Source organism: Acinetobacter sp. B-6 (assembly GCF_056930735.1).
In genome coordinates this window covers 1-23,706 of record NZ_JBXPBY010000009.1, presented here as the reverse complement: position 1 = coordinate 23,706, position 23,706 = coordinate 1, and the positions used below count along the sequence as shown (strand labels likewise).

Here is a 23,706-nt window from a genome sequence, read left to right as displayed (position 1 = left end):
CACAATATTCAACAAATACCTTGACCCTTTTTTATTTCGATAGCAACATGGAATTAAGCCGATTAAAGGATTGAAAAACATGACATATCACTACCATGATGAAAGCATTATCAAAACTTTACCTGAAGACACTGTATTTGTTTTCGGAAGTAATTTGGCAGGAACACATCAAGGTGGTGCTGCAAAAACAGCTCATTTATTTTTCGGGGCAACCAAAGGTGTGGGACGTGGTTGGGCGGGTCAGAGTTTTGCAATTCCAACCATGAATGAACATTTACAACAAATGCCACTTTCACAAATTCAACACTATATTGATGATTTTAAAATATATGCTAAGAATCATCCAAAAATGAAGTATTTCATTACGTCTGTGGGATGTGGTGTTGCAGGTTATAAAGTTGAAGAAATCGCGCCCATGTTTAAGGGAATCGCGCGTAATGTGATTTTTCCAGTCTCATTCCGCCCTTTCGTTGAAAAGACATTACCGAAGCTGACGCAAAAATTGTTGCATAGTTTTATTACAGATCAGGTCATTTTTAGTGCTGATCCTGAGCAAGCAATAAAAAATTTAGATTTAACAGATGCAGAAAAAAGCCTAGCCACGATTATTTTAAACACTCCCATGTATCCAAATGACAGTAATGGACGTGATCGGATTTTTGAAATACAAGACATTCTTCACAATCTGCATGGCAAAATAATTGAATTCCAACCGAACTCTGAAGGTTCAATGATTATTGGTGGTGCGATTCTGGCATTGTTAGAGCTTTATCATTTAAATGAAACAGATTTTATTGATGTATGGACAGGTCAACGTGTGATTGCAGCGCCTAAAGCAGAACATCATGCCAAGAAGTAAGTCAGGTATAGTGCATAGGATCACTTTTTCTTCACATCACAATATATTTAGGTATTGCCATTTTACCGTATTATATTTAAGCTAAATTTATAAATAATAAAATGGAATAAGAATGGAGCAAATCGATTTAACGATTTTTAATTTGTCTCCCATTGCGATGTGGCTACAGGATTTTAGTGGCATCAAAAAGATTTTTGATGCCTGGGCTGCTGAAGGTATATCTGATATACAGCATTATTTAATCGAAGATCCTCAACGTTTAGTCCCCTGTCTAGCTGCAATTAAAACGATTGATGTCAATCAAAGTACACTCAATTTGTATGAAGCCCATAATTTAGAAGAAATTATAGAAAAATTTCCAGAAATGCATACTCAAGACACTGAAATGATGCATATTGAATTTTTTTCAGCATTGTGGAACAAACAAAAAAATTGCTCTATTCCAGTCATCAACTATACTTGTCAAGGTAAAAGAATCGATATCCAGTTGAGAGCCAACATTTTGTCCGATGACAAGGATTGTTGGGATCAGGTGCTATTGACCACTGAGGATATTTCGCAATCACAAAATGCGCGGCGTTTTGCTGAATCTTTATTTTTACATTCCCCAACCGCACTGTGGGTAAAAGACTATAGCAAGATCAAAACAATATTTGATCAACTCAAAGCCAATCACCTTACAGATTTAAAACGCTATATCGAAAAAAATCCTGATTTTTTATTTTTTTGTTTTAAAAACATCCAAACTGTAGGTGTCAATCAAGCTTTGCTTGATCTCTTTTGTGCCTATAATAAACAACAGTTTTGTCTGCACCTACATCGTATTTTTAAAGATCATCTTCAAAATTTTTCTCAACAACTATTATATTTATGGAATGGACAGCATCAAATTAAACGAGAATGTGAATATCAGTCGGTGCATGGTGATTTAATTCATGTTCAAGAACACTTCGTCATTTTCCCTGACTCACAACATAATTGGGATACCGTGCAAATTGCATTTACCGATTTAACTGAACGAAAAAAACTAGAAGATTATTTACACTATGCCAATCAACATGATCAATTGACCCAATTATATAACCGCACATTTTTTAGTGAAGAAATCCAACGTTTACAATCCACAGCATTTCATTCACTTTCCTGTATTTTTTTGGATATTAATGGATTAAAAAAAATCAATGATGTTCAAGGTCATCATATTGGAGACTTATTAATCCAAAGATTTGCAGAACTTTTAAAAACATCAACCATAAAAACCAGTTATTCAGTATCTCGTATAGGCGGAGATGAGTTTGTGATTTTAATGCCTGAAGCAAATCAACGTGATATAGATAATCTCATCACCATAATTCAAAAAAAATTATTGGCTGATCAATTAGCGTTTCCACACCATCCAATTCGTGTTGCATTTGGTTATGCAAGTATAAATCAGCAAGGTGATATCGCGGATTTATTAAAAAAAGCCGATCAAATGATGTATAAGGATAAACAATATTTTTATTTAAATCAGGTCAGTCGTCAGCATGATTTTAAATATTAAAAATACACTTTTACACTAATTGTCAGTAAATGGACAAAGTGAGTCAGTTATCACTATTTTTTAGAGATAATAAATAATTTAAATTTTATTTTTGCTTATTATTTTACATCCTTAAATTTTAGGATATATTCCAAAACAATTAAATGACTTTTATAGCAAACGAGAATCTTGTAATGGCATTTTCCGATTCTTCTATTTTTGATATATCCCCCACACCTATGTGGTTAGAAGATTATAGTGCAATAAAAGAACAATTTAATCAGTGGAAAGATCAAGGGGTTACAAATCTTCAAAGCTTTTTAGAAGCACATCCAGAACAAGTGACTCAATGCGCACATAAAATTAAAATTGTTAAAGTGAATCAAAAAACTTTACAGCTTTTTGAAGCAAAAAATCAAAAACATCTCTGTCAAAATTTAAATGTTATTTTCCAAAAAGAAATGTTTGATTCACATATCAAAGAGTTGGTTGCACTTTGGGAAGGTCAGACAGAGTTTTCCAGCACCACTGTAAATTACACGATTTCAGGGAAAAAGCTGGACATCAAACTACGTGGCGCGGTGATGCCTGGTTCAGAAGAGAGTTTAAATCAAGTTCTTATTACCACAGAAGATATTACAGATTATCAAAATGCCCGTCGTCTAGAAGAAAAAAATCGACAACTTGCAGAATCTCGCTTTATCTATTCGCCTGCTTCATTATGGGTAGAGGATTTTAGTCGGGTCAAAATGCGTTTAGATCAGTTACGCCAAATCGGTATTGATGATTTTAGAACCTTTTTGGATGTACATACAGACTTTGTGAACCAATGTATTGAAGATATTATTTTACTGGATGTCAATCAAGCAACACTGGACTTATTTAAGGCTCCAGATAAAGAAACCTTATTTAAAAACTTAAACAAAGTCTTTGCCAAAGAAATTTACCAAACATTCCGAGAGCAGTTGATTGAATTGTGGAATGGTAAAATTCACCATCAACGTGAAGCGATCAATTACGCTTTAGATGGCTCGGTACGGAATGTATTGTTGCAATTTACTGTTTTCCCTGGTTATGAGGAAGACTGGAGTTTAGTTCAAGTCGCACTCACCGATATTACGGCGCGTAAAAAAGCCGAAAGTTATTTGGAATACCTAGGTAAACATGATGTATTGACCAAATTATTTAACCGTTCATTCTATACAGAAGAAATTAATCGTTTAGAACGCAATATATTGCGTCCGACCTCTGCAGTTTTCATCGATATGAATGGGTTAAAAGCCATTAATGATCAATTCGGTCATGATATTGGGGATGGTTTGTTACGCCGAATGGGCAATATTCTCAGTCGTACGATTGCCAATACCAGTTATACCGCGTCACGGATTGGCGGAGATGAATTTGTACTGCTCATGCCTGCAGCCAATGAGCAAATGGTTGAATCTATGATTATGACCATAGAGGAATTACTGAATATTGATAATCAGTACTACTCTTCGCAGCCGATCAGCATTGCTATTGGTTATGCCACAACCAATGAAAATGAAAGTATTGATAATATGTTGAAGCGTGCGGATTTATTGATGTATCAAAAAAAGAAAAATTATTATGAATACGTCACTGAAATGCTCAATGAACAAAACTTAATATAAAACGGGAAAGCTCAGCCTAAATCCTCAACACCAGCTTGATATATCTAGGGTCTGTGGACAATTCGTCTATGTTTGCGACTAGGTGTGTTTTTTAGGCGATTCTAGGCGCGAAATACGAAATTTAGTCATTCTAAATGATGAGAAACACTGTTTCGCAAGGGAACGACGAAGCGACAAAAAACACGCTAGTCCCCGCTATGCCTTGCGCTGCAAACAAAGCAGTGCTTTGTTCTTGCTCAGGGTTGTGGTTAAAATTATCTCAGGCTACGTTATGAAACTTAAAAATAGTCTCGCTATTCTCTTCATTTCATGCCTTGCCTGCTCAATTTTAACCTACAACACAAGCCATTTATGAAATGTCCACAGACCCTAAAAATAAGACATAAAAATAGGTGCTTTATGCACCTACTTTTTTTATTCAAACTTTAACGTTTACCCATCGAACGACGTGTACCACGTGGAGGCATCCATGTACGGTCTGCATATTGCTCAGGTTTTGGGCGCACTTGATTGTGGGCAACATCATCTACATTTTCAATAGCTGATGGCATTGGAAAAGGTAAATTCACCAATGGCTTTTTTTTGGGAGTATTTTGGGTGCTCATGTGATTCACTCAATTTTAACTGGCTATATTGTACGTAAATTTTGCCCTTGATGCGAGTGATCTCCATTGCGCTTATTTATTTGTATTCTCTTGATACATTAATTTTTTGTTTTTCGTGAATATTTGGTCAATTTGCATAAATATTAAACGACCAAACCTTAAAATTTAGGCTATGATAATGTGCTTTTTATTTTTTAATCCCTATAAGAAGGAATAATGCCGTGGACGTACGTCTCTCTGATCGTGTAAATGCCATCAAACCGTCTCCAACGCTTGCTGTTACCAATAAAGCTGCTGAATTAAAGGCTGCTGGTAAAAATGTAATCGGATTGGGCGCAGGCGAACCAGATTTTGACACCCCACAACACATCAAAGATGCTGCTATTACAGCAATTAACAACGGTTTTACCAAATACACCGCTGTTGATGGTACCCCAGGCCTTAAAAAAGCGATTATTGCTAAATTAAAACGTGATAATAATCTTGATTATGCAGCAAACCAAATTTTGGTTTCGTGTGGTGGTAAACAGTCTTTTTTTAACTTGGCACTGGCTTTGTTAAATAAAGGTGATGAAGTGATTATCCCTGCACCATATTGGGTTAGCTATCCTGACATGGTGATTATTGCAGAGGGTGTTCCTGTTATCGTGAAGTGTGGTGAAGAACAGCGCTTCAAGATCACCCCTGCTCAATTAGAAGCAGCGATTACTGATAAAACACGTTTGGTGGTTTTAAACAGCCCTTCAAACCCTACTGGGATGATCTATACTAAAGCTGAACTTGAAGCCTTGGCTGAAGTTTTACGCAAATACCCTGAAGTTTTTGTAGCATCAGACGATATGTATGAACCAATCCGTTGGGATGATGAGTTCTATAATATTGCAACAGTTGCACCTGATCTTTATGACCGTGTCATCGTGTTGAATGGTGTATCTAAAGCTTATGCAATGACTGGATGGCGTATTGGTTATGCTGCTGGTCCAGCAAAATTAATCGGTGCGATGAAGAAGATTCAATCACAATCAACATCTAACCCAACATCGATTTCACAAGTAGCTGCTGAGGCTGCATTGAATGGTCCTCAAGATGTTCTTGAGCCAATGATTGAAGCATTCAAACGTCGTCATGATCTTGTTGTTCAAGGTCTAAACGACATTCACGGCATCACTTGTTTACCTGCAGACGGCGCATTCTATGCCTATGCAAACATTCGTCCTTTGATTCGTGCTAAGGGGCTAAAATCTTGCACAGAATTCTCCGCATGGTTACTTGAAGAAACTGGTGTTGCTGTTGTACCTGGCGATGCTTTTGGTTTAGGCGGGTATATGCGTATTTCATACGCAACTGCTGATGAAGTTCTAGTAGATGCGCTTGCACGTATCAAAAAAGCTGCTGATTCAATTGAAGGTATTGATGCTGCAATTGCTTCTATCGAAGCCGAAAAAGCAGCGCAATAGTCTGCTATTATCACTGTGATTTGATGTAAAAATGGGTGTATTGATACACCCATTTTTTTGTCTATTGCTCTAATACCTTGTTGATCCATCAACGCGAATAAAGATTATTCCTGAAGCAGTAGTCCTGTCGTATTATCACCATCGTTACCTGTACCGTAATGCTCAATTCGTCTTTGATCAGGTTGTGGTGTATAGGTATTTGATAAAGCATAAACTTTTTCATGGTCAACCAATAATAAACCTGAAGTATTGTCACCATCGTTACCTGTACCATAATGTTCAATACGCGGTTCTTTGGTTCTTTGTTGCTTTGATGCCGGAACGAGTTTCATCGGCTGTTTCAGCAAAAGACCTGAGCTATTATCACCATCATTACCTGTACCAAAGTGATCAATTTTCATGTTTTGCTCATGATGTTGTGATGCAAAACTAGAACTTGCAACACCACATAGACCAATAAAAACAAATTTGATCAAAGTTTTCATGTAATTCTCCTGTGATAATTCAATTTTCATTCTAAAGATTGAAGTTATACAAAGAATGGTCATGAAAATTACATTTGAGACATACAAAGCGGGCTGCATACTTCTTGAATAATCATGATGTTGAGTCAAATTGCTGAAGTACGCAGCGTTACTTTTCCTTACTATCTAATCCATCCCCCACCAAGCGCTTTATATAGCTGGATTTCATTGTTCAATTGTTCCAAACGCGTTTGGATTAACTGCTGCTGGGCAGCATATAAGGTACGCTCTAAATCTAAAACGACAAAGTAATTATCTTGACCTGCTTTAAATCTCAGCTTTGCCAATTGATATGCTTTCTCACTGGCATTCACACTTTGCTGCTGTGTTTTAATTTGCTCATCCAGTGTGGCTTGCCCTGCAAGATGATCCGAGACTTCGCGAAATGCAGTTTGAATAGCTTTGTTATAATTCACTATTTCGATTCTTTTTAACACTTGAGCATGATTTAAATTGGCTCTATTCGCACCAGCATGAAAAATAGGTAAGCTAATCTTAGGAATAAAATTCCACATACCTGTTCCTGAATCAAAAAGATCACTTAAACTTGAACTCGCAATACCGACTGAACCAGTTAACTGAATAGAAGGGAAAAATGCAGCACGTGCCACGCCAATATTGGCATTGGCACCTAAAAGCATATGTTCAGCAGCTCTAATATCTGGACGTCTCATCAATAAATCAGAAGGTAAGCCTGCGGAGATCTGCGAAAGCAATTTGCGGTCGGATAAATCTTTAGCTTGGTCAAGTTCTAACGCTATTGATTGAGACAAAGGCGTGCCCATCAATAAAATTAAAGCATTGCGATCTTGTGCAACCAATCTCACCATTTTTGACTGGTCAAATTGTGCCGCACGTAAGGACATTTCAGCCAAACTTAAATCAAATTGTGTGGCTTGACCATTTTTAACCAAAGCCTTGGTCAGCTCATAGGATTGTTGCTGTGCCTGAACTGTTGCACGTGTCAAACTCAACTGTTCGTGGTTTGCCTGTAAGGTCATATATGCACGTGCAACTGCCGAAACTAAACTCATGTGTACCGCAGTTCGTGTTTCGTCTGAGGCTAGATAATTTTGTAATGCCTGTTCATTTAAATTTCTTAGTCGTCCCCACAGATCAAGTTCCCATGCCACTGAGCTTAACCCCAATTGATATAGGCGACGATTATAGGCAATATCTGACGGAAGCTTTTGGACTGTTGCATCAGCACTGGTGCTTAAATGTGGAAACAAGTCTGCACGTCGAATACGATATTGTGCTTCAAGTGCAGCAACATTTAGCGTAGCTATCTTTAGATCATGATTGTTCGCCAATGCATGTTCAATCAGTTTCTGTAATAATGGATCCTTAAAAAAAGCCCGCCAGCCGATATCTAGAACATTCTCAGCATTCTTCGGATGTGTATATGTTTTTGGATATGCATCTCCTTGTGGATATTGCAACGCAATATCCACATTTGGACGTTCGTATTTAGGAGCAAAAGAACAACCAGAAATCAGCACGATTAAAAAAGTAACAACCAACTGCTGATGAGGTATAAATCGATAACGTAAATATTGCTGTTGTATATGAAACTTGCTCATTACAATTTCTCCTCATTCGCTAAACGTGCCTTTTGTTCACGCGCCAAAATAAATTTCCGAATGACGACATAAAACACCGGGGTAAATAATAAACCGAATATAGTGACCCCAAGCATTCCAGAAAATACGGCGATTCCCATTGCATGACGCATTTCCGCACCTGCACCTGTGGCTAAAACAAGTGGGATAACACCCGCGATAAAGGCAATCGAGGTCATTAAAATAGGACGTAATCGTAAGCGTGCCGCTTCCAAAACAGCGTCGAGTGGATCTAATCCCTCCTCTTCTTTGGTTCGGGCAAACTCAACAATCAAGATCGCATTTTTTGCAGCCAATCCCACCAACACAACGAAGCCAATTTGCGTAAAGATATTATTGTCACTGCCAGACAACCACACACCTACTATTGCAGACAATAGCGCCATAGGTGCAATTAGAAGCACTGCAAACGGCATAGACCAACTATTGTACTGAGCCGCCAAGATCAAAAAGGCTAAAATCACGGTTAGAGGGAAAATGTAGAGTGCTGTATTGCCTGCCATTTTTTCTTGATAGGTCAAATCTGTCCACTCATATGTCATGCCTTGCGGAAGTGTTTCCTTAACAATTTTTTCAATTGCATCTGCTGCCTGACCTGAAGAATAACCTGGCGCAGGACTACCACTAATGTCTGCAGAGCGAAAACTGTTATAGTGCATCACACGGTCTGGTCCTGAGCTTCGGGTAATATTGACAAATGCTGAAAGCGGAATCATCTCACCAGCACTATTTCTGACTTTAAGCTGTTCAAGATCTTGAGATTGCATACGGAATGGTGCATCTGCCTGTACAATCACTTTATAAGTGCGCCCAAAGCGATTGAAATCATTGACATAGATCGATCCCATATTGACTTGCAAAGTTTCAAAGATTTCATTTAAAGCCACGCCTTGTGACTTGGCTTTGACTCGATCAATATCGACTTCAAGTTGTGGAGCATTTGCTTGGAAACTTGCCAACATGCCTACCAATTCAGGTGCTTGAGCAGCTTTTGCCATAATTTGTGCTTGAACCTGAGCCAATGCATTAAAACCATGTCCTGATCGATCTTCAATTTGTAACTTAAATCCGCCTGTAGAACCTAAACCTGGTACAGGTGGTGGTGGGAATATACCGACAAATCCATCAGGAATTTGGCTAAATTTCCCCATTAATTTGCCTGCAATGGCATTGGCAGACAAAGAAGGATCTTGTCGTTGTTCAAACGGGTCTAACATGGCAAACATGAGTGCTGAATTGGGAATATTGACAGGTCCATTCACCGATAATCCAGGGAATGCAACGACACTTTCAACACCAGGTTCATCTAAAGCAATCTGGGTCATTTTTTTCACCACAGCTTCAGTTCGATCAAGTGACGCCCCTGTTGGAAGCTGTGCAATCCCGACCAAGTAATATTTATCTTGCGCAGGGACAAAACCGTTTGGAACCTTATTGAAACCTAGCCAAGTTAGCGCTAAAAATCCTGCATAAAGAAACAGAATAATTGCACTCATACGCACACCCTTGCGTACAGACCAAACATAGCCATCTGATGCTTTATCAAAGAAACGGTTAAATCGTTTAAAGAACCATCCAAATAAAAACTCGATCAATCGTGATAAACGATCGCGTTTTGTTGTATCACCATGAGGTTTGAGCAGTATTCCTGCCAACGCTGGAGAAAGTGTCAACGAGTTAATGGCAGATAAAATGGTTGAAATTGCAATCGTTAAGGCAAATTGTCGATAAAACTCACCTTGTAAGCCTGTTAAAAATGCAGAAGGAATAAACACTGCTGATAAAACTGCAGTAATTGCCAAAATCGGTCCCGTGACTTCCGTCATTGCCTTACGGGCAGCTTCTTTAGGTGCTTCACCCCCGACAATATGCCGTTCTACATTTTCCACAACCACAATCGCATCATCGACCACAATACCGATGGACAACACCAAACCAAATAGGGTGAGTGTGTTCAATGTAAAGCCAAAATAATGCATTAATGCGAAAGTACCTACCAGTGAGACAGGGACTGCTACCAATGGAATGATTGAAGCACGCCATGTTTGTAGGAACACGATGACCACGATTACAACTAAGGCAATCGCTTCTAAAAGGGTGATGATTACAGATTTTAGAGACGCACGGACAAAAATTGTTGGATCATAGGCAATTTTATATTCCATGCCTTGTGGAAAATTCTTTTGCATTTTTTCCATACTGCGATGAACCGCAGTGGATACATCCAAGGCGTTTGCCCCTGGGCTTTGAAAGATCTGTAAAGCCACCGCAGGTTTGCCATCTAATAGGCTTCGTAAAGAATATGCATCTGCACCCATTTCAATGCGTGCGACATCTTTTAGATAAGTAACCTGACCATTCTCACCTGTTTTTAGGATAATCTCGCCAAACTGCTCAGGTGTTGTCAAACGCCCCAAGGTATTCACGGTAAGCTGAAATGCTGCTGATGCATGCGGTTGCTGCCCGACAGAACCGGCTGCCACCTGAACGTTTTGTTCCCGAATCGTTTTGACCACATCATTTGCTGTTAAACCACGATATGCAATTTTTTTAGGGTCAATCCAAACCCGCATTGCATATTCTCCCCCCCAAGCCACGACACTTCCCACGCCAGGCAAACGTGAAAGCTCATCACGTACATTTAAATTTGCGTAATTTGAAACATAGAGGTAGTCATGATATTTATTTTTCGATTGAAGATGGACCACCATCAAAATATCAGGAGAAACCTTTTGTGTGATTACCCCAATTCGTTGTACTTCAGGAGGTAGTCGAGGTAAGGCTCTGGATACCCTATTTTGTACCTGAATTTCTGCCAGATTGGGATCAGTTCCTTGCTTGAATGTTACGGTCAGCACCATTCGACCATCTGTAGCGGTTTGAGAATTCATATACAGCATGTTCTCAACACCATTAATTTCCTGTTCCAATGGTGAAGAAACAGTTTCTGCAATCACTTGTGGATTTGCACCTGGAAAACTCGTTGAAACTTGGACTGTAGGCGGCGTAACCGGAGGATATTCACTGAGCGGAAGTTTAAATAATGCCAAAGTTCCGACAATCAACATCAATACAGAAATGACGATTGCAAATATTGGTCTATCTACAAAAAAGTGAGGGAAATTTTTCATTATTTTTCTCCCTGATTCACAACTTTAGCTTGTTGTGTATTGTCTTGCATAGGAACGATATTGGGGTTTACTTGCATTCCAGGTCCAACCAAACCTTTGAGAATGATTTTTTCACCAGATTTCAAACCTTGATCGATAATGCGAAGCCCATTAAACATTGCACCCAATTTGACAGGTCGATACTCAACTTTATTTCCAGCACCGAGTATCAAGACATAATTTTTATCCTGATCTGAACCCACTGCCTGATCATCTATTAAAATCGCTGGATAATTTGCACCTGTTGTTAACTGAATACGTGCAAACATTCCAGAGCTTAATTCACCTTGTTTATTTTCTACTGAAGCTCTGACACGAATTGTTCCTGTGCGCTGGTCTACTTGGTTACTGATAAAATTTAATTGACCGAGATAAGGATGATTTTCGGTATTGGCTAATCCCATAGCGATGGGTAAATTAAGCAATCCCTGTTTGTTCTGCTCTTTTAACTTTAATAAGGTGGCTTCATCCAAATCAAAATATACGTACAAAGGGTTTACGGAAACAATGCTGGTCAACAAAGTCGTATTACTGGTATTGCCACCCGTGATTAAATTTCCAGCAGTCACTAAAACGCGATCAACACGCCCGGATATAGGTGCTTTGATATTGGTATAAGACAAGTTAAGTTTTGCTTCATCTACAGCCGTATGTGCTTCTTGCACTTGAGCCTGACGGTTGTTTTTTGTGGCTAGAGCGTCATCGTATATTTTTTTAGAAACCGCGCCGCTGGCAAGCAATTGATTGGCACGATTAAAGTCTGCAATGGCTTGTTTATATTGGACATCAATCGCCTTTAATCGTGCTTGAGCGATGTCCAATGCCAATTGAAAAGGTTCAGGATCAATTTTAAAAAGTATCTGACCTTTTTGGACATAACTTCCTTCTGGCACACTGACCCTTTCAATTACACCACCGATACGAGAACGTAACTCAACGCTTTGGGGAGCAGACAAATACCCCGTATATTCAGCAGTGGGTCTAAGTTCATGTGTAATCACTTCTGCGACTGGAACTGTAGGTGCTGGTGCTGCGGTTGCTGCCTGTGCTTGAGTTTTACTTTGTTGGTTTTGTGCATTATAAATGAGCCCCCCTGAGATCACAGCAGCGACTGCAATAGAGACTACGATCATTTTAGCTTTCATATTATGCCCCATTTCCTGAGATGCTACGGTGTATTCAAAACGTTGTTGTAGCGATAGCGGTCAGGTTAAAGCTTCCCATTACTGGAAAGTCAATAGGATTATTTAGTTATATTTAATGATTGAATAAGGATGAATAATAAAGAAAATAATGCTGCAAAATTTTAAAATTAAGCTCTATTATTTTTCTGATTCGAAATTAAAACTTTAAAAATATCAAAATAGCGTTTTTATCAATTAAGTTTTGGTTGATGACTAAAAAGAATCAAGTTTTTTCGACCATGAGACGTCCTTACGCTGCAAACAAAGCAGTGCTTTGTTTTTGCTTATATCCTTCCGCTCAACATGGCGACTTCCATGTCGTCTTAGGATAAAAAGGTGATCTATAATTCAAAAGTGCAAAACAAATGAAATCATCCAAGTCTTTAAAAACTTGTATAAAAAGCATAAAGTTCATTGCATATAAATGTTTGATATCAAAGCGCATGTATGATTAATCAGGTGGTTTGATGATATATTAAATGATGGAAATCTAGTCTCAACTCAACCGATATGAATATGCTGTCGTGCTTTGATTTACTCAGAATTTTTTCCCTGCAAATAAAAGCTGGGAGCAAGACCTAGTGAGCGTTTAAATGCGGCGGTAAAAGCACTACTGCTGCTATAGCCTAACTCCATTGCAACATGGGTAATGGGTTGACCCAACTCCATACGCATTAATGCATTCAATAAACATGCCTGTTGTCGCCAATGGCTAAAACTCATTCCTGTTTGTAGTCTAAAGATTCGAGTGAAATGGCGTCGACTCATCCCGACTTGTTTTGCAATTTGATCAAGATCTTTATCTAAACTGGGTGCTTTTAAAATCTCTAAACATAATGCGCTCAACCTTGCTTCTTGAGGCAAAGGTGCATTGAGCGGTAATTCAGGCATGATCGCAATTTCTTTAATCATTAATTGCATTAAATAATCATCTCTGCCATCCAGTTCATATTCCACAGGAATATCTATTGCCGCAGATAAAAGTTCATGCAGTAAGGGAGAAACATTAATGACTGCACAGTATTCTAACAACCCTGCTTTCTTAGCCACTTCTGGAACAATATAGGCACTGCGAGTTTTGGTGATGCCACGCATATGGACTTCGTGCTGTATACCATTGGGAATCCATAATGCACGACGGGGAGGAACAACCCAACTTCCAAGATCTGTATTGACCGTTAATACCCCTGTAATTGCATATAAACATTGCCCTCTTTTATGGCTATGACTGGGTAATATTGTGCCGTCTGGGTAATCATTCCCTGTTGTCATAACAATACGCGCTGTATCCTCAACATCACTCACCCGAATATTTCGCATGATTTTTCTCTTAAAAATGACCCGAACTCGATAGTTTATGTCCCAAATATGATTGTGGGTCAGTGAAGCTTCAGTTTAGGATAAAAACACTCAGAAACAAAGCCTTTTACCGAGTACTGCAAGCATAGAGAGCTTGTCGGAGAAATCATGCCAAGTCATAGCAATACCGTTGTCGAAACTCCATTTTCCCAAGAAAAAATTCCGTCAGATGATTACCCACAAAAATTTGTATTGCGCGTTGTCGGTGCTATCGCGATTGCCCATTTATTGAATGATTCTATTCAAGCCGTCGTTACAGCAAGCTACCCGATGTTAAAGGCAGAGTTTTCGCTCAGTTTTGCGCAAATCGGCTGGATTGCTTTGGTTTATCAAATTACTGCATCATTATTACAACCTTGGGTTGGCTTATATACTGACAAACATCCAAAACCGTATTTATTGCCAGCAGGTATGGGAGTCACCTTAGTCGGAATCGGTTTAATTGCTATCGCCAGCAACTTTCAAAGCTTATTGATCGCAGCAGCGCTGATTGGTGTTGGTTCATCAACATTTCACCCTGAAGCCTCACGTATTGCTCGTACTGCTTCAGGTGGTCGTTTTGGTACAGCACAATCGATGTTTCAAGTGGGGGGCAACACAGGATCAGCATTAGGTCCATTAGTGGCAGCAGCCGTGATCATCCCCAATGGTCAAGGAGCCATTGGGCTTTTTGTTGTGGTTGCTGCTTTAGCGATCTTTGTGTTGTTGCGTGTGACTAAATGGTTGCTTCAACAAGCACCAGTACAAGGTGTTGCAAGTCAACAAAAAACCTCCAAACTCACCCGCCACCAAGTCATTCAAGCGATGTCGGTGATTTGTGTTTTGATGTTTGCCAAATTTATTTATATTGCAGCCATTACCAATTATTTTACTTTTTATTTGATCGAACGCTTTAATGTTTCCATTCAAACCTCTCAACTGTATTTGTTTATTTTTCTCGGTGCGGTCGCACTTGGAACATTTGTTGGAGGTCCTGTTGGTGATCGAATCGGAAGAAAAGCTGTGGTCTGGGTTTCATTTTTAGGTGTTGCCCCGTTTGCGCTCATGCTTCCTTATGTGGGTTTAACAGGAACAGCGATACTCACCGTAATTATTGGCTTGGTGATGTCCTCTGCTTTTTCAGCTTTGGTGGTATATGCACAGGAAGCCGTTCCAGGGCGTGTCGGCATGATTGCAGGTTTAATGTTTGGTTTGATGTTCGGAATTGGTGGTGTGGGTGCCGCGGGACTGGGTCATTTAGCAGACACACATGGAATTGTCTGGGTCTATAAATTATGCTCATTTCTTCCTTTATTAGGATTTATGACTGCCTTACTGCCAAATACACAACAGAAATAAAGTAAATCTCATGATCAGTAAAGCAATGTCTTTACTGATCTTTTCTAAAAAATTACCCTTTCATCATAAAACTCAAGTTGCTTCTTTGCATTTTTTCATACTTATCAAAACTAAGGCTAACTTAGTTCCAAACTTACAATCGGCATGCTATAAAATATTGTTTTACTTTGCTGATCACAGCGACAAATGTTCAATTAAAAAATCGATAAAAATACGTGTCTTGGTGGGTAAAGAACGGGTATTTGAATAGAGCAATTGAATATTTTGTACAGGCAAATCAAAATCAGGCAATAAACGAATCAATCGCTGTTGTTGCAAATCATCTTCAACCAACCACGCTGGGCAAATTGCAACGCCCATAGAAGCCAAAACCATTTGATGAATCGCTTCAGCTGAATTAGATTCGTATTGGTACCTCACAGAGGGTAAAGCGTACTGTTCACCACCACGGTTTTGTAAAACATATTGGGTATCCTGCCAGTTTAATAAACTGTGTCCAATCCAAGGGACATGGGCTAAGTCTGCAATCTGATTGATTGGATGATGTGCTAGAAATTCAGCTGTAGCAACTAAATAAATTGGGTATTGACCAATTTTTCGAGATTTCAATGATGAATCTTTTAAGTTTCCCAATCGAATAACCAAATCAAGTTTTTTAGTCACCAAATCATCCAAAGAAGAGTTAAAGGTATATTGCAGTTGCAGCTTAGGATACTGTTGGCAAAACTTTCCCAATAGCGGCAAAATATATTTTTGCCCAAACTCATTGGTCGAAGAAAATCTCAAAACACCTGTTACATTGGTTGCTAAATTTTGGCTACGTTCAAAAGCTTCATTAATCTGTAATTGAATTTGTTTGAAATCATCATAAAAATTTTTACCGATTTCAGTTAAAGCAATATTGCGAGTATTGCGGATTAACAAACTTGCATCTAACGACCGTTCCAAATGTTTAATATCAATACTGACCATAGAACGACTTAATCCCAAAATCTCAGCAGCCTTGGTAAATGATCCTGAATCTACCACCTGTAAAAAACTGGTAATTTGTTTGAGATTCTTCTGCATGAAATCACTCATTGTTTGAGATTATTAAACAATGATTTTACTTCGTCTGCATCGACAATAAAAGGTCAGCATCGTACGCTTCCTCATCTTGGAGGTCGCTATGTCTTACCGTTATAAAGTAGCAACAGTATTTTTACTTGGGTTCTTTATTGATTGCATCAATATTTTTATGTCAGCAATCGCTTTACCCAGTATTGCAGCTTTCTTTTCAGTCAATCCATCTATAACCGCTTGGATCAGCAATGCCTATATTCTTGGTTTGGTCTTGATCATGCCAATCAGTTTGTGGCTTTCAAGCCTAATGGGATACCGAAAGCTACTTTGTTTTTCAATGTTATTGTTTTCGTTCAGCATTTGCTTCATTGGTTTTAGCACATCCATTTATAGTTTAATTTTCTGGCGCTTTATTCAAGGCTTAGCAGGTGGTTTATTAATTCCTGTTGGGCAGGCATTGGTATTTGGTTTATTCCCTAATCATGAACGGCAACGTATCTCAACTCTGATTATGGCGATTGCTTTAATTGCTCCTGCGTTTTCCCCAACACTAGGGGGAATCATTGTAGATACGTTCTCTTGGCGTTGGGTATTTTTTTCAAACCTCCCATTTTCATTACTGACCGCATGCCTAGCTTGGTACTGGGTAAGAGATGAGCAACGTCAGTCCGATCAACACCCTGATTTTAAAGGCGTGATTCTCATCAATATCGGACTTTTATGTCTATTGTTGTCATTTTCATTCTATACAGATCTACATCATATTTTCTTTGCGATCACAAGCTTCGCAATTTCAGTCTTGATGCTTATTGTTTATTTGCGGCATTCAGCGCACTGTCATGCTCCCATTCTCAATCTGCAATTATTAAAGAATTGTAATTTACGGACAGCATTTATTGTCTATTATGCAGTACCTGGCATTTTTACTGGCGTGAATTTACTCAATATCTTTAATTTGCAATTTAATCTTGGTTTTAATGCCAAACAAACAGGATTGTTTATGTTGCTCTATGCAACAGGTGCACTCGTCTGCATGATAAGTGGTGGGTTTCTCTATCATCGCTTTGGTAAAAAAATGTTGTTTGTTATCGGAATCACCCTGCATAGCTTAGGCATAGGGCTGTTATTTTGGGTAAGCCATGCGACTGATTTAATTCTATTATTTTTTGCATATTTGCTGATGGGTATGGGGGGTGGACTAAGTGCCAATATCGCCCAAATCAGTTCACTTGAAGATTTTACTGGTCAAGATTTATTACAAGGAAGTGTGCTGTGGAACATCAATCGCCAAGTGGCTTTTAGCATAGGGACTGTAGTTCTTCTTTCTATCTTTAGTGTCTTGCCCATCTCAAATGGTTTATTGCATTACCAATATACTTTTCTCATCGCAGCACTTTTGTGCGCAACCGCTTTAATTTTTGTTTGGAAGGAAAAGCCGCATGAATCATCAAATCAATGAAGCTTTAAAAAATATTGTAGACCTACATATTTGGATTGAAGATGTATTTACCAATCCCAATGCACAAGACAGCTTAAAAAAGCTTTTGTCGAGTTTTGATCAAAATTTTAAAATGATCACAATTCAGGGGCATTGTATTTCTTTGGCAGAAGTCAGCTCTTTATTTCGTGAAAATATCGGTAAAAAATCCGCATTTAAAATTACTATTTCAAATGTTATTCCTTTATTTGAAGCTCAAAACCATTATTGGATTCAATATCAGGAGCATCAGCAGACTTCAGATCATACGCAGTTAAGAATCTCAACTGCTTGTATCAGAGTTGAATCTGGAAAATGCTATTGGCAATATCTACACGAAACACTTGTTCAATAAATCTAATCGTATCTTTAATTCGATATAGGCTTATATCTAAGATTTGAGTAACTGAGCTCTACAACAACATTCATGGTATAGATTAAAGACTTTAGGTGAAACAACGAATCTAATGCTTTGTTGCTTCACCCAAATTCCCATAGATTGGCTCAATCTAAAAAATGTTTTGAGGATTTTAGTGGAACTATTCTGAGGATTTTTCCGCTAAAATCATGAATCGTTCACATCGGCTCAAATCAATCGGTTAAAACCCTTCTATGGTGAATAGCAAATTAACCTGCCGCCACTTCTTCACTGATCCATTGTTGTAATTTGCGAGGTATATTTTTTGTGTTTTCATCAAAACCAAAATATTGCACACCATCATAAGAGCTCATCAAAGCCATAACTTTTCCTGTTTTGGTATTGACGGCGATCACAGCTTTGCTCGCGCCTGCCCCTTTAGGATCATAACCGCTACCAATTAGCCAATCACCCTCACGTTTCATTGCGCTTGATACCACCAACGATGTTTTGACTTTGCTGTATTCTTTGCCTGTCAGTTGTTGAAACTTCTTTTTCCAAGGTTCTGCCTGAATCACATCATAAGGTAGTTTTCCATCTGGTTTCGCCATACCGACAGTGGCGACTGGGCGTGTACCACACTGTCTTTTGATTTCAGCTTCATAACCAATATTGCCAACTTCCTGCACATTGACACTGCGACCAGCCTTATCCGCACATTGTTCCCATTGCTGTAAGGTTTTTGCCTCAGCAAATAGTGGGATAGTTAACATGCCTGCAATTAAAAATTTAATCGTTTTCATCATTGATCCTTTATCTAGATTGTATTGTTTAATAACCTGACTTTTTCACAAGTTTTGGTGCGTCTGCTTTCTTGACAGAGATCAGTTTTGCAGTATCAAACCCCTCACTCTCACCCCTATATACGGCATAATCACCAACAGTCACGGTGGCATGCCCCGTGTAACCCTCATAACCTTGTTTAGACTTTTTATTAATTTTAAACGCATTGATGGCTTGACTAGACTGGCTAAAACAGAACCACCGTGAACGCTGATCGTTCGAAGTCCGTGGAATCAATTTATCCGAAGGTGCATAAGGATGAAAACAAACCACATCCCCTAAAACTTCATCTTCAAAATAATATGAATATTCGCCACTGACCGTGATTTGTCCTGTGTATTGATCAAACTCACCTGTACTATTCTTTAACTTTAGACCTTCTGCGTGTGCGATCAGCGGAAAGCTTAAAATAGCTGCCAGTAAAATTTTTTTGATTTTCATCCTGTTGTCCTTGAACAAGTGATTTATTTTCAGCACTAGTAGCTGATCTATCATGAAATTATCTAAAGCATTGTTCCATTTTTTTGATGCGATGTTTTCTGAATCATTCAGCCCAAATCCAATAATCTAAATGTATAAATCCGAACAAAACTCATCATGTTGAGATTATTGAGCATCTAATCTTTAAAATTATGTGAAACTGTTAAATACATAACTTAAAAAATTGAATGTGTTTTACATAAAAAATTTTCTATATACAGCGAATACTTGATCCTTTTTCTGTTGAAATAAATATCTATATTTTATCCAAGGTTCAAACTTAGCTTAAAACTTCTGATTATTTTTCAGCAAGTATGCTTTTATTTATATCATTTTTTTGTAAATCTGATTTTGGTATTTCTCATAATGCCAAACATATGTGACATACTTAAAAAAATAAGCACATGAAAAATAATTTAAAAAAATAGAATTATTGATCAAAAACTTTATTTCATATTTATTGAAATATTATGCAATACTCACACTAGTCTGTTGTGCAAAAATCAAATTATTTGATGCTATTTTGCTTAAACTTTCTGGGATTATAACAAAGATTCATCTATCAATATGCAAAAGGCTTATACGATGCAATTAGATAAAATAAATATAAAACAAGTTCTTGGCATAACTACATTGATGCTATTTTTATCTGCATGTCAATCGAGCAGTGTTAATAAAGTTGTCAAAGACCTCCCCTCACCTCAAGGTCATTATCATGTTCAGGTACTTCAATGCCGCGCAAATGATGCGATGTTTGGTGGTGCAACACAAGTTCAAGTATCGGTACTTAAAAAAGGTGAAACCGAAAGATGTAGAGCTTTTATTCAGTCGATTAACCAGTTTTCAGTGAATACCATCGACTTTGGGCATCCCAATAATGCTTTAGAGTTAGAATGGTTGTCTGAAAATAAATTAAGAGCGTGGCATCGAAGTTTTGCTAAAAATCCAAACAAAAGCTTTATTGGTCCTTATGTATATGAAACACGTGGACACTCGTCTATAGAAGTTATTTTTTCACCAGCACCTGTACAGGTCGTGAAATAAAATCAACCTTTAATATTGTGTCATTCCATTTAGAACATTGAAGCACAGTTTTCTAAAAATTTAGCTTTGTACCCAACCCAAGTATTATCAACATTCTGCGTTGAGCCTGGGTAAATAATATATTGCAAACTAGTACGCAATCTCAGCCATTTCGTAGGATTGTAACCAGTTTTATTCAGACATCATTTGAGATAATTTTTTATTTATGTGATTTTTACTAAGATTGATCGATTGCTATATCTTCAAATCAACTGCCCACACCTGCATCAAAAATGTCAAAAAACTTCTAAATTTATCGTTTAAATAAGACTGAATAAAATCCTGATCTGGTTTCAGATTTTGATGAAAATGAAAAAAATAGCTTGAGATTGATTAAAAAAATAAAGTGAGACTTATAGCCATAGATCACCTGCTACCACATTTAAATTGAGTTGTGCATTTCATTATATTTTTCGAGCATTTTAGCGTCATATTGTAAACTCAATTTTTCACACTTATTTGTCTGTTTCTTCATGTCAATGAGCTGTCATAAAGATGACACTCAGTTGTCACAAGCGCTGTTTATGGTGTGGGCATCTTTAATTATGGATGAACCAGATGTTAAAAAACTCAAAGCAATGGCGCGCATATTTATTTATTTTCCCCATTTTACTGCTGCTTACTGCTTGTAACGATTCCAATGATGATCACTCTACGGCTCAACCTGATGGTTCCAAAAAACCAGTTATGCGTTGTGCACCATAAGTCATAAATACAAAAATTGAATTAGGAGAAATATTGTGATTGATCGTCGTCAGTTTTTAGCAAATACCCTTAAAACAGGTTTTGGGGCAGCAACTTTATCAGCCTTTCCAGCCAGTATTCAAAAAGCACTCGCTATTCCCGCCAACAACAAATCCGGAACTATTCAAGACGTTGAACATGTCGTCATCCTGATGCAGGAAAATCGTTCATTTGACCATTATTTTGGAACACTTAAAGGCGTTCGGGGCTTTGCAGACCGTATCACTATACCTGTGCAAAATGGGCGTAGTGTTTGGCAGCAACAACGAAGTAATGGTGCACTACTTACCCCGTTCCACTTAGATGGTTCAAGTAATAATGCTCAACGTGCACCGGGAACAAACCACACTTGGGTGGATAGTCAAAAGGCATGGGACAATGGGCGTATGTCCAACTGGCCAACCTACAAAACTGATTATGCGATGGGTTATTTTAAAGAACAAGAAATTCCATATCAGTTTGCCTTGGCAAATGCCTTTACCATTTGCGATGCTTATCATTGCTCCATGCATACGGGTACAGATGCCAATCGCTCATTTCATTTAACTGGAACCAACGGCGCAGTACCGACCAGCACTGCCTTCGTAAATAACGAATGGGATTGGATTGATGGTGATCCGAAAAATGTGGATATTGGTTATACGTGGAAAACTTATGCTGAACGCTTAGAAGAGGCTGGGGTCAATTGGATTTGTTATCAAAACATGCCAGATGAATGGGGAGATAATATGTTAGGTGCATTCCGTACCTTTAAAAAAGCCAATATTGATTCTGGTTATCCTGTTTCAAGTGGTGGTGCACCTAATAGCCCATACAATGCCGCAGCACAGAAACTACCATATAAAGCCTATGATGCCAGTACAGATAATGCGAAAAACCCACTGTATAAAGGGATCGCCAATACCCTACCTGGCAATAAACCTGAAGAGTTTTTAGATGCATTTAAAAATGACATTAAAACAGGAAAATTACCCCAAGTTTCATGGATCAATGCACCATCCATATATTGTGAACACCCTGGACCATCAAGCCCAGTACAAGGTTCATGGTTTATTCAAGAAATTTTAGATGCGTTAACAGCTGTTCCTGAGGTTTGGAGTAAGACCGTCTTTCTGATAAATTTTGATGAAAATGATGGTTATTTTGACCATGTACCATCGCCATCAGCACCAGCATTACTTGCAGATAATACCTATGCAGGTAAATCTACACTTAGCCAAACCGATATGCAGTATGAATACTATGTCCATGATGCACCTCTCGGTAGTAGTGGTCAGCCTAAAAAAGACAATGGCGTTTATGGACCTGGACCTCGAGTGCCTTTGTTTGTGATTTCTCCGTGGAGCCGTGGCGGCATTGTTAACTCACAAGTCTTCGACCATACTTCGGTATTGATGTTTTTAGAAAAACGTTTTGGGGTCAAAGAAACCAATATTAGCCCATACCGTCGTGCGATCTGTGGGGATTTGACCACAGCATTTAACTTTAAAACACCCAATGAAGATGTATTGCCTGAATTAAATGGTAAACAAACTCGCGAACAAGCAGATCAATTACGATCAGCACAACAAAAATTACCTAATGTGCCAATCCCCACCAATTTACAACTTCCAATTCAAGCCAGTGGTATTCGTCGTTCAAAAGCTTTGCCTTATGAATTACATACCAGTGCACGTTGTCAAAGTGATGGAACAGTAAAACTTTTATTTGCAAACACAGGAACTCAAGGTGCAGTTTTTCATGTGTATGATAAATTAAATCTAAGCCGTATTCCACGTCGCTATATCGTCGAAGCAGGTAAGACTTTGGATGATGTGTGGAATGTCAAAAAGGACAATCAAGGTCTCTATGATCTTTGGGTCATGGGGCCAAATGGTTTTCACCGTCATTTCAAAGGTGATTTGAATCGAAATCAAGATTTGCAGATCAATCCTGAAATCCGTGTTTGTTATGATATTGCTAATGGCAATGTTTATGTCGACCTGAACAATACGGGTGCTAAAGATACTGAGTTTGTGATTACCCCAGTGGTTTATCGAACTGATTCGCCATTAAAAATCACGGTAAAAGCAGGTCAAACTTTAACTCAACACTGGGAATTAAAAGATGCTTGGCAATGGTATGATTTTGCTGTGACCTGTAGTCAAGATGCCAAGTTTTATCGCCGTTTTGCAGGGCGAGTTGAAACAGGTGCAGATTCCGTCAGCGACCCAGCCATGGTTTAATTCTTTAGCATTTTAACGAATTCAGCCCTTGCATAAGCCCCTTAGTTTTAGAATTAAGGGGCTTATGATTGGTTAATTATACGCATTTCGTCTCAAAGGTCTTGCTGAGTTCTCACCCAATTTCAGGATCAGCCTGCGGCTA

General features: G+C 38.4%; 19 protein-coding genes. 10 read left to right on the top strand and 9 right to left on the bottom strand.

Going from position 1 to position 23,706, the window contains the following annotated elements; genetic code table 11:
* Positions 1–79 precede the first annotated feature (79 nt).
* The 3 genes from AC1Z3T_RS12175 to AC1Z3T_RS12165 all read left to right on the top strand — a co-directional run bounded on the left by AC1Z3T_RS12175 (position 80) and on the right by AC1Z3T_RS12165 (position 4,033).
* Positions 80–859: an A1S_2505 family phage non-structural protein gene (locus AC1Z3T_RS12175; RefSeq protein WP_009587228.1), complete on the top strand. Its 780-nt coding sequence runs from the start codon at positions 80–82 to the stop codon at positions 857–859.
* A 112-nt stretch (positions 860–971) separates the two neighbouring features.
* Positions 972–2,402: a sensor domain-containing diguanylate cyclase gene (locus tag AC1Z3T_RS12170; protein ID WP_100884978.1), complete on the top strand. Its 1,431-nt coding sequence runs from the start codon at positions 972–974 to the stop codon at positions 2,400–2,402.
* 173 nt (positions 2,403–2,575) lie between these two features.
* On the top strand, positions 2,576–4,033 hold the full coding sequence (locus tag AC1Z3T_RS12165; protein ID WP_004831255.1) for a sensor domain-containing diguanylate cyclase: 1,458 nt from the start codon (positions 2,576–2,578) through the stop codon (positions 4,031–4,033).
* Between the two features lie 425 nt (positions 4,034–4,458).
* On the opposite strand, the gene AC1Z3T_RS12160 is transcribed toward AC1Z3T_RS12165, so the two are convergent.
* Positions 4,459–4,638: a hypothetical protein gene (locus tag AC1Z3T_RS12160; protein ID WP_004831256.1), complete on the bottom strand. Its 180-nt coding sequence runs from the start codon at positions 4,636–4,638 to the stop codon at positions 4,459–4,461.
* 221 nt (positions 4,639–4,859) lie between these two features.
* Between AC1Z3T_RS12160 and AC1Z3T_RS12155 the strand changes: the two genes are divergently transcribed.
* The gene (locus AC1Z3T_RS12155; RefSeq protein ID WP_005029711.1) at positions 4,860–6,095 is read left to right on the top strand and encodes a pyridoxal phosphate-dependent aminotransferase; all 1,236 of its coding nucleotides are present in this window, start codon (positions 4,860–4,862) and stop codon (positions 6,093–6,095) included.
* A 104-nt stretch (positions 6,096–6,199) separates the two neighbouring features.
* On the opposite strand, the gene AC1Z3T_RS12150 is transcribed toward AC1Z3T_RS12155, so the two are convergent.
* From AC1Z3T_RS12150 to AC1Z3T_RS12130, 5 genes are all read right to left on the bottom strand, one after another.
* On the bottom strand, positions 6,200–6,580 hold the full coding sequence (locus AC1Z3T_RS12150; protein ID WP_005029715.1) for a hypothetical protein: 381 nt from the start codon (positions 6,578–6,580) through the stop codon (positions 6,200–6,202).
* Positions 6,581–6,741: 161 nt separating this feature from the next.
* A complete protein-coding gene (locus tag AC1Z3T_RS12145; RefSeq protein ID WP_100884977.1) occupies positions 6,742–8,202 on the bottom strand; it encodes an efflux transporter outer membrane subunit in 1,461 nt (486 codons plus the stop codon).
* Entirely contained in the window at positions 8,202–11,372 is a 3,171-nt protein-coding gene (locus AC1Z3T_RS12140) for an efflux RND transporter permease subunit (RefSeq protein ID WP_100884976.1), read from the bottom strand. The genes AC1Z3T_RS12145 and AC1Z3T_RS12140 overlap by 1 nt, the downstream gene beginning before the upstream one ends.
* Positions 11,372–12,556: an efflux RND transporter periplasmic adaptor subunit gene (locus tag AC1Z3T_RS12135; protein ID WP_100884975.1), complete on the bottom strand. Its 1,185-nt coding sequence runs from the start codon at positions 12,554–12,556 to the stop codon at positions 11,372–11,374. Before AC1Z3T_RS12135 ends, AC1Z3T_RS12140 begins: the two co-directional genes overlap by 1 nt.
* Before the next feature lie 573 nt (positions 12,557–13,129).
* Positions 13,130–13,915, bottom strand: coding sequence for an AraC family transcriptional regulator (locus tag AC1Z3T_RS12130; protein WP_100884974.1), 786 nt, complete (start codon positions 13,913–13,915; stop codon positions 13,130–13,132).
* Between the two features lie 147 nt (positions 13,916–14,062).
* Between AC1Z3T_RS12130 and AC1Z3T_RS12125 the strand changes: the two genes are divergently transcribed.
* The gene (locus AC1Z3T_RS12125) at positions 14,063–15,292 is read left to right on the top strand and encodes an MFS transporter (protein ID WP_100884973.1); all 1,230 of its coding nucleotides are present in this window, start codon (positions 14,063–14,065) and stop codon (positions 15,290–15,292) included.
* Positions 15,293–15,466: 174 nt separating this feature from the next.
* Here AC1Z3T_RS12125 and AC1Z3T_RS12120 read toward each other — a convergent pair whose 3' ends face one another.
* Positions 15,467–16,360: a LysR family transcriptional regulator gene (locus tag AC1Z3T_RS12120; RefSeq protein WP_100884972.1), complete on the bottom strand. Its 894-nt coding sequence runs from the start codon at positions 16,358–16,360 to the stop codon at positions 15,467–15,469.
* Positions 16,361–16,460: 100 nt separating this feature from the next.
* On the opposite strand from AC1Z3T_RS12120, the gene AC1Z3T_RS12115 reads away from it, so the two are divergent.
* The gene (locus AC1Z3T_RS12115) at positions 16,461–17,813 is read left to right on the top strand and encodes an MFS transporter (protein ID WP_100884971.1); all 1,353 of its coding nucleotides are present in this window, start codon (positions 16,461–16,463) and stop codon (positions 17,811–17,813) included.
* The gene (locus AC1Z3T_RS12110) at positions 17,794–18,186 is read left to right on the top strand and encodes a hypothetical protein (protein ID WP_100884970.1); all 393 of its coding nucleotides are present in this window, start codon (positions 17,794–17,796) and stop codon (positions 18,184–18,186) included. Before AC1Z3T_RS12115 ends, AC1Z3T_RS12110 begins: the two co-directional genes overlap by 20 nt.
* A 272-nt stretch (positions 18,187–18,458) precedes the next feature.
* On the opposite strand, the gene AC1Z3T_RS12105 is transcribed toward AC1Z3T_RS12110, so the two are convergent.
* Entirely contained in the window at positions 18,459–18,992 is a 534-nt protein-coding gene (locus AC1Z3T_RS12105; protein WP_004831267.1) for a hypothetical protein, read from the bottom strand.
* Positions 18,993–19,020: 28 nt separating this feature from the next.
* A complete protein-coding gene (locus AC1Z3T_RS12100; protein WP_100884969.1) occupies positions 19,021–19,473 on the bottom strand; it encodes a hypothetical protein in 453 nt (150 codons plus the stop codon).
* Between the two features lie 624 nt (positions 19,474–20,097).
* Here AC1Z3T_RS12100 and AC1Z3T_RS12095 point away from each other — a divergent pair.
* From AC1Z3T_RS12095 to AC1Z3T_RS12085, 3 genes are all read left to right on the top strand, one after another.
* Positions 20,098–20,556 (top strand): hypothetical protein, encoded by a 459-nt coding sequence (locus tag AC1Z3T_RS12095; RefSeq protein ID WP_004831270.1) that lies wholly within the window; start codon positions 20,098–20,100, stop codon positions 20,554–20,556.
* A gap of 597 nt (positions 20,557–21,153) precedes the next feature.
* Complete coding sequence (locus tag AC1Z3T_RS12090) at positions 21,154–21,300, top strand: hypothetical protein (protein WP_167387352.1); 147 nt, start codon at positions 21,154–21,156, stop codon at positions 21,298–21,300.
* Between the two features lie 35 nt (positions 21,301–21,335).
* The gene (locus tag AC1Z3T_RS12085; protein ID WP_042089945.1) at positions 21,336–23,564 is read left to right on the top strand and encodes a phosphocholine-specific phospholipase C; all 2,229 of its coding nucleotides are present in this window, start codon (positions 21,336–21,338) and stop codon (positions 23,562–23,564) included.
* Positions 23,565–23,706 lie beyond the last annotated feature (142 nt).